16 protein-coding genes are annotated in these 13,382 nt (G+C 32.3%); all 16 read right to left on the bottom strand.

Annotated features, from left to right (window positions below; translation table 11 throughout):
- Positions 1 to 148 precede the first annotated feature (148 nt).
- Complete coding sequence (locus tag EGM47_RS09020) at positions 149 to 808, bottom strand: hypothetical protein (protein WP_124980481.1); 660 nt, start codon at positions 806 to 808, stop codon at positions 149 to 151.
- A gap of 177 nt (positions 809 to 985) precedes the next feature.
- On the bottom strand, positions 986 to 1,645 hold the full coding sequence (locus EGM47_RS09015; RefSeq protein ID WP_240642375.1) for a metallophosphoesterase family protein: 660 nt from the start codon (positions 1,643 to 1,645) through the stop codon (positions 986 to 988).
- Positions 1,646 to 2,255: 610 nt separating this feature from the next.
- On the bottom strand, positions 2,256 to 2,777 hold the full coding sequence (locus EGM47_RS09010) for a hypothetical protein (protein WP_124980480.1): 522 nt from the start codon (positions 2,775 to 2,777) through the stop codon (positions 2,256 to 2,258).
- Positions 2,778 to 2,935: 158 nt separating this feature from the next.
- Positions 2,936 to 3,466, bottom strand: a complete 531-nt coding sequence (locus tag EGM47_RS09005) for a hypothetical protein (protein WP_124980479.1) — start codon at positions 3,464 to 3,466, stop codon at positions 2,936 to 2,938.
- A 73-nt stretch (positions 3,467 to 3,539) separates the two neighbouring features.
- The gene (locus EGM47_RS09000) at positions 3,540 to 4,472 is read right to left on the bottom strand and encodes a diacylglycerol kinase catalytic domain-containing protein (protein ID WP_124980478.1); all 933 of its coding nucleotides are present in this window, start codon (positions 4,470 to 4,472) and stop codon (positions 3,540 to 3,542) included.
- Positions 4,472 to 5,491: an SPFH domain-containing protein gene (locus tag EGM47_RS08995; RefSeq protein ID WP_124980477.1), complete on the bottom strand. Its 1,020-nt coding sequence runs from the start codon at positions 5,489 to 5,491 to the stop codon at positions 4,472 to 4,474. The genes EGM47_RS09000 and EGM47_RS08995 overlap by 1 nt, the downstream gene beginning before the upstream one ends.
- A 248-nt stretch (positions 5,492 to 5,739) precedes the next feature.
- On the bottom strand, positions 5,740 to 6,684 hold the full coding sequence (locus EGM47_RS08990) for a carboxypeptidase-like regulatory domain-containing protein (RefSeq protein ID WP_124980476.1): 945 nt from the start codon (positions 6,682 to 6,684) through the stop codon (positions 5,740 to 5,742).
- Positions 6,685 to 6,762: 78 nt separating this feature from the next.
- Positions 6,763 to 7,113 carry a hypothetical protein gene (locus tag EGM47_RS08985; RefSeq protein ID WP_124980475.1) on the bottom strand — a complete coding sequence of 117 codons (351 nt, stop codon included), beginning with the start codon at positions 7,111 to 7,113 and terminating at the stop codon, positions 6,763 to 6,765.
- Positions 7,114 to 7,249: 136 nt separating this feature from the next.
- Positions 7,250 to 7,843, bottom strand: coding sequence for a hypothetical protein (locus tag EGM47_RS08980; protein ID WP_124980474.1), 594 nt, complete (start codon positions 7,841 to 7,843; stop codon positions 7,250 to 7,252).
- Between the two features lie 185 nt (positions 7,844 to 8,028).
- A complete protein-coding gene (locus EGM47_RS16640) occupies positions 8,029 to 8,334 on the bottom strand; it encodes a GldL-related protein (RefSeq protein WP_124980473.1) in 306 nt (101 codons plus the stop codon).
- A 196-nt stretch (positions 8,335 to 8,530) separates the two neighbouring features.
- Entirely contained in the window at positions 8,531 to 9,151 is a 621-nt protein-coding gene (locus tag EGM47_RS08970; RefSeq protein ID WP_124980472.1) for a hypothetical protein, read from the bottom strand.
- A 142-nt stretch (positions 9,152 to 9,293) separates the two neighbouring features.
- Entirely contained in the window at positions 9,294 to 10,778 is a 1,485-nt protein-coding gene (locus tag EGM47_RS08965) for a S41 family peptidase (RefSeq protein WP_124980471.1), read from the bottom strand.
- Positions 10,779 to 10,884: 106 nt separating this feature from the next.
- The gene (locus tag EGM47_RS08960) at positions 10,885 to 11,391 is read right to left on the bottom strand and encodes a hypothetical protein (protein WP_124980470.1); all 507 of its coding nucleotides are present in this window, start codon (positions 11,389 to 11,391) and stop codon (positions 10,885 to 10,887) included.
- 314 nt (positions 11,392 to 11,705) lie between these two features.
- Complete coding sequence (locus tag EGM47_RS08955) at positions 11,706 to 12,239, bottom strand: hypothetical protein (protein WP_124980469.1); 534 nt, start codon at positions 12,237 to 12,239, stop codon at positions 11,706 to 11,708.
- Between the two features lie 335 nt (positions 12,240 to 12,574).
- Positions 12,575 to 12,922 carry a hypothetical protein gene (locus tag EGM47_RS08950; protein WP_124980468.1) on the bottom strand — a complete coding sequence of 116 codons (348 nt, stop codon included), beginning with the start codon at positions 12,920 to 12,922 and terminating at the stop codon, positions 12,575 to 12,577.
- Complete coding sequence (locus EGM47_RS08945) at positions 12,919 to 13,356, bottom strand: hypothetical protein (RefSeq protein ID WP_124980467.1); 438 nt, start codon at positions 13,354 to 13,356, stop codon at positions 12,919 to 12,921. The genes EGM47_RS08950 and EGM47_RS08945 overlap by 4 nt, the downstream gene beginning before the upstream one ends.
- Positions 13,357 to 13,382 lie beyond the last annotated feature (26 nt).

The raw sequence follows: 13,382 nt of genomic DNA, 5'->3' as shown, positions 1-13,382 counted from the left end.
GGTGTTGCTTACAGTATTTTTCCGTGATTTTATTTCGTGACGTCAAATTTCGCGGTTATCGGAAATTGATAAAATACGTTACAAGAAAGTTTAAGCGGGCTACAGCCCTTGAAAATATTGCTATTCAGTCTATTATGTTTATGCATTTTTATAAACTGGCTTTCTTCCATTTTCTTATTAATTCATCCTTCTTTTCTTTAAATCTTTTTTCGCGGTATACAGGGTATGTTTCCATAAGTCTATATGAAATCATTTCAATAATTTCATTATCCGATAGTTCATGAATGTCTTTTTGATACAAAATATTTGAAAATTCATTCAAGCTAGTAAAGTATCTCTGTTCAGCCCTAAAATAAAAGTCATGGTTTATCCAGAAGTCAAAGCATTTGTCGGGCGAGGAATATTTATTTAAACCAAACCCAAATCTTCTATATCCTGCTGTTTGCAAAAGTTTTTTATGATTGTATTTCCATTCAAAGTTGTGATTGTTCCATGAATTGTATCCAATCTCATCGCACATACAGTTTTTCCAGCCTTTTTGTAATCCGATTTCGTGAAAAACTTCTCCTCTTGATTGTTTTGTCATTGAAACATTTCTTGAATCAGGAAATAGTTTATCCCACACATTATAAAAATTCGGAGATAGTTTTTCTATATCATTTAGGTTCTGCGCATTAAACTTCATCTCTTCTTTTGAACAGATTTCGCTCCAGTTACTAATCTTAAAGTATCCGTATATCAAAACACCTGTTATAGCAAGGGAAATGATGATTAAAACCATTATTAATATTTTCCTGAATCTCTTCATATATATGCTTTGTCCTAGCTTGCATAACGGTCCCGTATTACTTTCAGTTTCGGGTTAATAGGCGTTGATTTTCGGTTAAGCACTGACGTGCGAAATTCCGAGTGGATTCGGACGTAGTCGAAACCATCGTAATTGCGGTTATAAATTGCTGTGCTACGTTTTTTTTGATTCTCAGATCTATTTTTCCGTTTCGTATTCTGCTAAATTTAAGTCATTAAATTTCAAAATAATTTGTTCAATTATTTCCGCTTTACCTGTCAATCCGAAATGTTCTTGGTAATCGTGATTCGTTGCTATTAGATAGTCATCTTCATTCATCAAATTAGAAAGTTCCGAATTGAATCCTGCAAATGTTCCGTCAATGTCACCAAATCGACTTGGGAATTCCTTGTTCAACCACTTTTCAAATTCAGATTGGTTAATTTTTTGCTTTGAAAATAAGTACAGATAATTTCCAAAACCGTATGGGTAATAAAATCCATTTTGTTGTTCAATTAGTAAATCTATTACAGTCTTTTTTGAAAGTCCAAACCAAGTCTTCTTTTCTCGGTATAGCTTTTTAAATCCTATATTTTCAGATTCTAATTCTGCAATAGACATATTGTAAGTGAAATCGCTTTGGATATATTGATAAACATTATATCCATCCAATTTGGTAAATTCAATAAAGTCAGATGCTGGTTTTTCCGATTTAAAATCAATTTGTACCACTCCACCTTTACTAAAAGGTTGAAAAAGTAAGATAAATTGTTTCATTTTCGATTTGTTTTCATATGTTGCACAACGGTCCAGCTTTTGATTTCGTTGCGGTGAAAATCCGCTAGGATTTTCGCTCATCACAAAGTCTTTGCTGGCAAGATAGGAATTTTCGGCTCAAAATTCCATAGCAATGAATCATAGCCCTTGTTACCATCTGTTATGCTCTCAATGACATTCATGACTTCTTTTTGAGCGCCGCGTACTCTTAAGATGAGTTGACAGATTCGCCGTCAACTTCAAAGTCCGCAGTTGCATAAACACTGGAGTTATGTTCGCTACTAAGTTTTAATTGTTAGTCTCTGCTCGTTTTGTTTGCTTGCTGATCAGCGGGTCCACATATGGCGCTGCAACTGGTTTCCGCTACTCAATCTGCTCAAGAGTTGATTTGCCAAAGAGTGGGGTGTGAGAGAGTACTTAAGGCATCTTTCAAGCTTTAAATCGGCGTAAAAGTTTAAAGCTCTGAAGTCATAGGGTTATAGATGGTAAGGGTCCTGGCTATGTGGCGTGCCGCACGTGAATTGCATAGCACCGAAAAGGTGAACTCCGCAATTTTATGCGGCTGCGGCGCAAGTCCATCGGTGGTGCTTTCAGCCGAGACCAATTATTGTTTTTCTAAATTTAAGCAAAACCCAGCTAAATCGCGGCATGCCACATAGGTGTTGATAGCACATGTTTTTTATTTAAAAAATTATTTATTCACATTATTTCCCCAACCGTGAAATTCGGTAAATTTTGATTTATAAAAATTGTCAAAATTCGGTTTTTCAGTTAAAAGCTTATTCGCTAGTTTATAAACGAGTATAGTTGAATCATAAGTACTTTCACTAAAATCCCCAGTTCCACCATATATGTTACTTAAACCTATTTCAATTGTTTCATTAATCATTTGCACAAATTCATTGTCAAGTTCGCCATAATACTTTTTCAATTCAATGAATTCCGATTCAGTTAAGCTTGGATAATCAGAATGAGAATTTCTTGGCGACTCATCCAATATATTTAGTGGTGTTAAATCGCTAATCTTCTCCTCCCATAAATCCATTCTATCCGTATTCGTGAATTGCCATAAAATTGGAATTAGCTTTTCAATCCACTTACTTTTTAAGTCGTTTTCAGTAATGTATTTTTCAAGACAGAATACTCCAAAAGCGAATCGACCTCTAATTGAAGTTTGCTTAATTTTATTTTTTATTTTCCATTCGATTGTCATAATGTGTGCTAACGTTTATGTATAAGGTTAATGGCGTGTTTCAGCAACTAAATTAGCAAATACAAATCGAAAAGAAAATCCGCGTCCCGATAGCTATCGGGATTTGTAAATAGGCAAGTACTAGCAATGAATTATACACGGCGTTAGAGGCAGTTTTTTTATTTTTTCAGATACCAAGACCTGTCTTTTAATTCAATCAAATCACTTGCAGGAATTCCATTCAATTCGGTCATTTTTCCGCAAATTTGTTCAAAATCCGCACTTGCATTGAAAGCCATATCCATTATTAGGTCTGTTTCTCCAAATCCACCAGCTCCAATTAATATCTTATCTGATGTTCTAAATTCTCTACTTAATTCAGTTATTATTTTTAACAATTCAGCTGAAACATTTTTTTCGTTTAAGTATAAACTTGAGAATCTTTCTATACAACCAATATGGATGACTTTTTTATAAATATCAATATGAAAACTATCTCCTTCTCCAGTAATGTATTCAGGATTTCCATTTTCGGAAGGAATATAGCTAATCCACCAATTCCCATTTACTTTTTTTGTGAATGTTCCGTATTCCTCTAAATGCAAAAATTCAGATTTCAGTCTGTCAAAAGCACTTTTCAGTTTTTGTCTTATTTCCTCAACTGAATATTCCTTTTCTTTCGGAATTATACAGTCAATATGTGTTCCCATAGTTTATTCTCAAATTAACAACAACGGTTTGAATATGAGTAGTAGCCTGCCGATAGGCGGCTATTACTTATATTTATTGTTGTATGGCGTTATTCATTACTATGTTTGCTGTTTCTTTGGCGATTCCGATAGTCGCTATTGAGCCACTATTGAAATTTAAAAAGTCCTTTTCTATTCCGTCACTAAAGATTATCCCATTATTTGGCATAAATGATTCTATTGTTAAAGTGCTATTTCTTATAATTCCCGCTGTTATTTCTGTTTGAGTTCTAATACTTTTAAACGGTTCTCTAACGGCAAAAAGTAAATCCTTCTCTTTTAGTTTGGGATGTTTAGTAGTTAGGTTTTTCTCAAAGATATTTGTAACACCATATGCCATATTAAAAATTGAACTCAACCAGCCTGTTGAGCCAGCTGAAGTTGAAACAATAACTCCACTTGACGAATGTTGTTCGGTTTTGTTTTTAAAGGATATTTTGTACCGTGCTGATACGTGGGAAGAAGCACCAATAAATAAATCATTAAATGCAAGCAATCTTTGTCCGTCATTTAATTTTGCTTCTGCAAAACTCATAATCTTGGACTGGTGTTTATTAGTTAACACATTTTCAACTCCTTGAATAAAATTTGAAACATTAAATGGCAATAATATTCCATCATATCTCTCTATATCAGGGTTTACTGCAAGAATAGGTAGATTGTTAGAATATTTTGCGGTATTAGCAACAAGTCCATCTTGACCAATAACGATTATTATATTTTTCTTGGAAAAAATGTAAGAAGAAACATATTGTCTGTCAATAGTTTTGTTCTTAATTACTTTTGATAATTGAGTTTGTAAAGAATTTAACGAGTTTTTAAAAATCTCATCTTCAATTTCATACTCGTCAAAATTTCCACCAAGTCTTTCTATATAGAACTTGGCTTGCGACTTAGTATTAAATCTTTCAATAAGAGATTCAAGTCGAGTTTTACTTTTTACAATTATGGCATACTCGAAACTCATTATTTGGTTTTTCCTTTTTCATTTAGAATTGAATCTAACAAGTCAGGACTAATATTTAAGTTACCAATTTTTTCAGCATTGTCAGCTAATTCTCTAAAAGCAAGTGAAATATTAAATCTTGGGTCAGAATTATTATTTAAAGCAGTCAAAGTTTTCCAATCCATATCTCGATATGGTTTTAGAGTTGTTTCTATTACGTAGCCTTTTGTTTCCGCCTCTTTTTTGTCATTTTCTGTTTTTTGTTCAATGAGTGATTTACGTTGGTTTTCGACTGAAATATCTGCTTCCAACTGCATTTCTCTTAATTTTCTTTGGTTTTCTGCCTTTTGAACATCAGATTCCATTTTCTTTTCGGCAATTTGCTTTTGTTTTTCTTCAACTGCAATTTCTGTATTTAGTTCTGATTCTTTTATTATTCGTTCTTGCTCGACAGCAAAATTTCGTCTTTCATAAACTGCCAAGTCGGCTTCTTGTTGCAGTTTTTCACGTGTTTCAGTTTCCAATGCTCTTGCCATTTCTGGGGTTGCTTGAATGGCAAGGATATTCGCACCAAGAATTTCAATTCCAAGCATACCAATTGCGGTTGAAGATTTTAGTCCTTCTGTAATTTTTTCTTCAATTGCCTTTGCAGAACGTATTGCTTCTTTCAGCTTTATCCCGTGAATGTATGCAGAAGTTGCAGTCTGTGCTTCATTGATTATTCTTTGATTTAATTTCTCAATATCATTCTTTTTGTATTGTCCGTTATCCTGAACTGTAAAATCTAAAACGTCTGCTAATGTTTTTGGATTGTTTATTTTATAGCTAATTTGTCCTTGAATTGTTACTGTTTGATAATCATTTGTAGATTCATTAAAAACAAAAGGCAAGTCATTACTTCCCATTGGAATTGCAGCTATTGAACTATTTGGTGCAAAATAGAAAAACGATAGACCTCTTCCTTCTCGTTTTATATTCCCATTTTTAAAATGAAGAACATAAGTCATTGAGTCAAATTTTATGTGTTTAATTCCAAACATATTTTTTCAGTTGTTAATTTTTGTTACTCTGTTCGTTTTTATGCCATACAACGTTTAGTATATGGCAAGTAGGGCAGTAGAAAGTGATAAACTTTCGGGTTTGTACTGAGCCAAAACGTTGTATTTTGTTTTTATCTAATTCATTTATAAAAGCCAAATCAACGATTTGGCGGTGTTTCAAATAACCACCAGACTTTCGGAAACCACTGAACGCCCTATTTGCTATACACATTCATGGCATTTCGTTTTTATTTTTCTGTTTTTTTGGTTAATATATAAAGTCCATCTTTTGCTTTTTTTCCATAAATTGCTATCGCAAACTTTGAATCGAAATACAAATAGTCTTTATTTTCAAGACTGCAACTGCTTTTTTCTCCCATTTGAGCCTTAACAAATTCACGATATTTAATTTCAACTCCATTACCTAATACAATCGGTTTTCTTTTTTCAGAATAGGCTCCAATTCCTCCAACATATAATACTTCAGGTTCAGCTTCTATTAAAAAGTTAGTATTTAATTCCGCTTTTGACAAAATGAAATCTTTTGTTTCATATCCAACAAACATTTCGTTCTCTCTTTTTTCCTTAACATCATAATATGAAACTCTTATAACATTGTCATCATCAATTAAATTTGTAGGTATTTCAAAAGAAAATGTTCCGTCTGCTGAAGTATAAACGCTCAATATTTTTTGTGAAGTTACAAGTGTGATTTTTGCATTCTCAACAGGTTTTTTTAAATCCTCGGAAGTTACCTTTCCCTTGAATATCATTAGATCATCAAGTTTTGGTTCGTTGGGTTTAGAAGTAGATTGTTCCTTTATTGAATTCATAATTGAGCCTGAACTTTGGATAAATTCAGTTTTTATATTTCGATTTTCCGCGTGTGAAGTTTGTCCAATTGTTAATGAAGTGGCAAGTATTAAACCTGCGGCCACTTTGGATTTCGGGAAATTTAAATCGAAATTATTTTCTAAATTTAATAATGGCGATTTCAATTGACAATGTGTTAGTCTTGCACAAATTTTATTTCCCGATTTTTTCATTATCTCCGAAATCTCGATTTGATTTAGTTTAGTGAAGTCTATTACATTCTTTGAACACAAATCACAATAACTTCCTCTTTCATTGGGCTTCATATTGTCCCACTTTTCATTACAAGGATTGTCTAATTTTAAAATTTTGTTTTTCATTGTGTTGTGTTTTAAATGAATGCCAACGTTCTGGCTACAACCAGTTTTAATTGGTTTTAGGTTTTGTCAGATAGAGTTTCATTTTAATTTTTCTATCCTAATTATACTTTGTAGTCGTTTTAAATCAATATTTTGAATAGATGTTTTACTAATTGGGCCACATTCAATCACACCCAAAGCTTTAATTTTTTTGTTCAAATATTCGCTATCAATTTTAACAGAATTATGAATAGGTACTTGGCAACCATTGTGTAATCGAATTGCATAGTCAAAATACCGAGTTCCTCCACCTTTGCCTGTTTTCCAAGGCTTAAATTCTTCCAATTTACCTTCAACAATTACAGTATACGATTGATTGATTGCATCAAAGTCATTCACACCTTTTATCAATGAATAACTTTCATTTTCTTCAATAGTTGTTGAATGCAATTTATGAGTACACGAGATTATAGTTATTAATATAGAAAAGAAGAGGAGTTTATTTGTTATTCGATGTATCATATTTTATTTCGATCTAACAATTCGGCTAAAAAGCGTTGCTGTCCCGAAGGGCAGCTATGATTTTTTAGACATTGTTGGCAGTATGTGCTTTTTCTTTTATCATTTTGTTAAGCTTCGGCTGGACTATCCAAATTCCAATAGGATAAAACCAAATCATAAAGAATTCACCTGCAAAGTCACTAAAAATTACTTTTCGTTGGAGTTCAGCAGTCTTGAAGGTTTTTGCAACAAAATATAGGCTGTAAAAAATGCAAAACATTGAAAATAAATGTAGAGGTACGATAACAGCAAATATTCCTGGGTTATGTCCACCCGAAGTAAATGAAGTCATAATAAACCCGAGAAAGAAAATCATGTAGACAATGGGAATCAAAAGGAAGATTTTAAAGCTATTGACTTTCAATTTTATTTCATCAGGAATCACTCTTTGAAGTCCGATAGCAACAGACCAAAACCAACCAAAAAATACTCCCATGAATAGCAACATCATTATTGGGAAGAACTTCATATAACTAAACATAAAGTCAGGGGCTGGGTTGTTTTTTGCTCCAATATTTGCGGACATAATTCCCATTATTATAAATTGAAAAATCATTGGAATTCCAAATGTCAATAGGAATAGCTGCCAATGTTTTGCGTTCAAAAATCTGTCTATCATTTCTTTTCGTTTTTCTGTTTTGCATTACTGCCAACATTTTGCATATGGCTTGTGGCGGATTGTAACCTCTTTCCTGTCCATCGAAACCAAAGCTCGCTCTGGAGCGCAAGCCTTGCTGGCAGCCGCTCACCCGCCATAAGCTATATGCGTTATTGTGCGGTCGTCTTTTCTCTTCCCAAGTTCTTTTATGAAAATCTCTGTCCAAGTCTTAAGAGCTTGTTTCTCTGTATTAGATAAAATATTGTCGCAATAGTCGGCATAATAAACATTGTCAAAATCCAAAAAGTCTTATTATAAATTTTGTTTTTCACCATGTCACTTAAGATTAATATCCATGTCGTGAAGAAAAGCATCAGTCCAACAGTCAAAAAGAATTGCGAAGATTCCCAATGTTGAATTTTAGCTAACGCTCCTAGCACAGTCAGTAAGAAGTTTCCAAATACTAGAAACCATACCGTTTTAATTCCAATTTTAAAGTCTTGATTTTCCATTGTCGTCAATTTTGGGTGTTCTTATGAATTTCCATTGTTTTAAATGCCGCACAACGGTTTTGTGTATGATTTCGTTGTGTGGTTTAAGCACTAATTTAGCAAATAAATCACAGATAGAAAATCCGCGTCCCGATAGCTATCGGGATTCAGAAGTAGGCGAGTACTAGCAATGAATTATACACGTTGTTGTGCATAGTTATTTTTTCCAGATATGAAATTCAGTTCGGATTAAATCCAGAATTTCACACATATAATTCAATTCGTCAATTTCGGGATAATGTGTTAAATATCCATCTGGATTTGAATATTCAAATTCGTTTGTTCTATTCCACCTTTTAATTTTAACTTTAAATCCTTCTCCGTCAAGAATTGCAATCTTTTTGTTCATTAATTCATATTCCTCAATCTCTTTACCTCGAATTACTCTTTTTACTTTTTCCACATTTCCACGTGTTACTAATTTCCATTGAATTTCGCTCAAGCTTGGCAAACCCAAAATATGGCTCCGAATAAAGTTTTGAAAAACAAATTCCATATCATTATCCGATTTTAGAGTTCGCTTTTCAGTCCGCAATTCGGCTTGTCCGTCAACCTTTGCGTAATGCTCGTAAAATTCCGCTGTCCATTTCTCCGATTTGTCTTTAAACATTCTAAAAAGTGAAGAGTAATTAGTTATTCCGCCACCTTGGTAAATTCGGACTTCAGTTTCGTAAGTCAGCGAATCAGTTAGTTTCAAATCAGAATTAATTTCAGTTATATTTTGTGCTGAAACTCCAATTGAAAATAGAAATATTATTAAAAGCTGGATGTTTTTCATAATTATGCACAACGGTCTCGTATAAGCGAAGTGCGGGATTAGATGCACTTCACTTTCGGTTTAACTATATGTTTGTTAATATTCAATTCGTTTATCTTTCACACTTTACCCCGCATTATCGCTTATACAATGTTGTAGCCAGTTAATTTTTGTTTTCTAATTGTTCCAAAATATAATTTAGAGATGCATTTTCGCCATTCAAATATTGTTCAAAAGTCGGTATCACTTCGTAATGAGGTTTTACACCACTTCCAAATGGTAAATTTGGTTTGACATTCATTACGAATTGTAAGGCAGGAATACTAATCTCTATCTGAGAATTCGGTAATATTAATTCTTGACTATAACCACTTGTATTGCCAAAATATCCTCCAGCTGTTTCTTGACCTACAAAAGTCGCTAAATCGTTCGTAAACATCATATTGCTAAACTCACTTCCTCCTGAATAAGTTTCAGGACTAATGATAACATAAATCTTTCCTTTAAATTTGTATTCAGGTTCTTTTTTATAAGCCATCAATCCATATCCAATCCATTGTTTTCTTACGTATGACTTGTCTTTCATTTTTTTATTTGCAAATACTCTCTCTAACAATCCAAAAGTTTTTAGTTTAATTGGCTTGTCAACACCATTGTCTAAAATGCATTTTTGCGTTTTGGCTTTTACCTTTAAGTACTTTTGATAATTTTCTCCGAGATAAGAATAGAGTATTCCTTCATTGCCTTCGGTTCCACCTTCATTTTCGCTTACATCAATGATAAGGGTCTGGATGTTGCGTTTTTTGATAAGTTTAAAACTATTTCTTAAAAAGGTTTTGAGATTGTTCTCTTTTGATTCCTCTTTAATATCTGAATTAGAAAACGAATGAATGCCTAAGTAGGCTGTTGAATCATTTAAAAACTTAAATTCTAACAAGTCTTTTTCTTTATCATCTGTTCTGCCTTTATATCGCGATTTAAAGTTTTTGTTTATGGTTTCAATGGTCTGAGATTTCAGAACCAAAATCTCTTCTGCATCCTTAAATTTGATTTCAAATTGGCTTATTTGTCCATAAAAGTAGAAGTAGTATTTGGAAAAATTAAAACCTTCCAAATCACTATATTTTACAGATTTAATAAATCCGTCAGAAGCAAAGAGGTTTCCAATTTTTTCTACAATTTCATTTGTTGTTTCTCCATTTATGGACTCTATGATTTTACCTTCAAAATCTATATTTTCAAGGTCTGAACCGTTCTTTACACAATAAAGTTGTTTGCCTAAAAAAACAACTGTCATTGGTAAAAAACTTGCTTCTGAACGTAACTTTTCGCTTACAGATTTTGGTAAATAAATGTTGGTGTGGTCTTCTCTTGATAAAGCGACCAAAGGTGCTATGATTTTGTGGAATTCGAGAATATTCAAGTCAGAATCAATTTCTCTTTTTGCCATTTCAAACGCAAAATCCACGCTGTCTTTGGGTGTATACCAATACATTCCTGTATGGAATTTGTCTAAACCTTGATACAGTAAATCAAGGTCATTCAATAATCTTTCCTTTTTGATTTTTGGAAGGTCTCCATAATCTTGTGAGTATAAAAATTGAATTGATAATAAAATGATTGATATCACTGTAAAAGTTCTTTTCATTCGGGTTTGTTTAATTGGCTAGAACGTTTGGTATAACAAGCGTAGCCTGCCGATAGGCGGCTATGATTTGTTATACAGTGTTGTGAGAAGTTTATAAACTCCTATTTTAAAAATTAGTCATTTCAATAATCTTCGTTTGATCATTTGAAAGTGTTATATGTCTCATTATTCCCCCACCTGTTTTGTCCCAGAGCATGAAAGCAATCACATAGTAATCTCCTTCTGGTAGGTTTTTGAATTCGAATTCTCCATTTTCATCACACATTACTTTTCTAGTCTGATGATACCCTTCTGGATCAGGGTTAAATTTTGGTATTCCACTTTCAATATTAACATAACCTGAATCATCATTTTTGTAAATATGATTCAACCTTTCTTTAGTGTAGGCTGAATATGGATTTAATTCTATCCTGAATTCTTTTCCAAAACGGATATCTCCATTTATTGATTTAAATTTGGCAATTCCTCTTATACTAGAAGTTCCGTCGTTTTTGAACCATTTAACATCTTCGTCTTTAAATTCATTTTTGATGTCTATTACTATTTCTTTCTTAGTTTTCTTGTCCGAACAACTAAAAAGAACAGCTAATATAAAGAATAAAATATATCTCATTTGTCGATTTTAAGTCTGATTAACGTCAAGTTTTTTATTAATATTTTTAGTTCTGATATTGCTCTTGACGTTCGCATAGTATTAACAGTTTTGAGGACTATGAGGGATTTCTCACAACGGCTCTGTATATGGCTCGTAGCGTGCAAATTATGAAATTATTTTCGTATGAAGCACGAGCCGAATTTTTTAATTTTTCTTATTACATTTTTCTTTTCAATAAGCCAAATTAAAAAATTTGGTGGACTTGCAAATATACCTGGGCTTCGATTAAGCAAATGACTAGCTATAAGCTATATACGGTGTTGTAGGCAGTTTTATTTCCGCTTTAACTTCAACACTTTATAATTCTCATCTATTCCATAACGTCTTTTTATTCTTGCTTTTTTTAATTCTCTCAAAGTATATTCTTCCAAATTAATACTAGTTAATACTTGCTCGAAGTTTGAAAAAGTAACAAGGGTTATTTTACTGTCAATGATAAGATAGAAATTTGAAAATCCATTTTTAGCTTTCTTTTCCGAATACTCTTTATCATAAAAAATTTCTCCAGTTTTTACTATAACTAAGCTGTCAGTCGTAATTTTTAACTCTGAACCACTTAAATCAGTCGAAAGTGAAAATATACCAACTTGCTTTACTTTTGGATTTCCACTTACTTTGAATATGTCTCTTTCTTTATTATAGATTAAAGTATTTGAATTACTAAAACAACCGTTTATTTCGGTAAATTTTAAAATCGAGTCATTTATGACGGTTATAGTTCGCCTGTATTTATTTGATTTATAAGTTTTTTGAGATTGACTAAAACTAAAACATAACAACATTAAAATTAATAAAGTCTGTTTCATTTGGTACCTATAATTTAATTCGAACCATTACATTCTAAAGTAGTTTTATTCAGCGTTAAAATAAAGTACAATTTAGCAAACAAGCCATATGAATGAGTAATCGTTTGTTTTCGAGAGTATTTTTAAATTACCTACAATGGCTCTGTATATGGCTCATAGCGTTTAAATTAGAAATTATTTTTCGGTTAAGTACAAGCCAGATTTTTAAATTTTACTATTTACTTTTTTTATTGGAAATCGTCAAATGTAAAAATTTGGCGGCTTTCCAAATAAGGCTATAACTTCGTTTAAGCAACTAACAAGCTATGAGCTATATACGTTGTTGCCACACGTTTTTATTCTATTGTTCTTGTCATTGCAATTGACATCATAATCCCGAAATAAAGAAAAGGAATTAAGCCAATTAAAATCCAAATCCAATATTTTTTCCATTGTTTTCTCTTTTCCGATATAACGATTACAGGATGGAGTAAAGACCAACCTATTATTAAAAGTACAAGTCCTTTTGAAAATAAACTACCATATTGATATATCCATCTATAATCAGAAAAACGAAACCAAATTTCGATGTATTTTGCAGTAAGCATTCCCAATAAACAAAGAACGCAAATGACAATAGCTGATAATTTTGGATTGTATACAATTCGGCTGATATTGTTTGCAACTCTGGTCATCATATTCATTGGTCTGTTTTAAAATTATAATTCAGCCAATTACTTGCCATTGTCATCATTTCTTCCGTAAACATATCTTTCAGTTTGACTTTTTGGAAATAAGTACAACCTGAACAAACTGAAACCAATTCAGGTGATTTTTTGATTTCCGCAATTAAGTTCAATTCCGTTTGGGTGAGTTCATATTTTTCAAGTTCAGTCAGTTTTTCAAGTGTGATAACTGACATATATTTTTCTGCATTGTTTTCAGAGTGCAGTTTTTTGGAAATCCATTTATAGTTTTCACTATTCAGTTTTTGAGTGTACTTTTTTACTGTTTTTGAAGGTTGTCCAGCAAAATAACAAGCAAACCCAACCATTTCATTTTTATCCACGTTTTCTTGAGCGTTCGTGACAATAAAAATTCCGATTAAAAATACTATTGTTATAATTTTAGTTCGCATTTTTTTCAAATGTGTGGCAACGTTTT

Source organism: Nonlabens xiamenensis, assembly GCF_003865345.1.
Taxonomy (GTDB): domain Bacteria; phylum Bacteroidota; class Bacteroidia; order Flavobacteriales; family Flavobacteriaceae; genus Nonlabens; species Nonlabens xiamenensis.
This window is presented reverse-complemented; position numbering and strand designations above follow the sequence as displayed.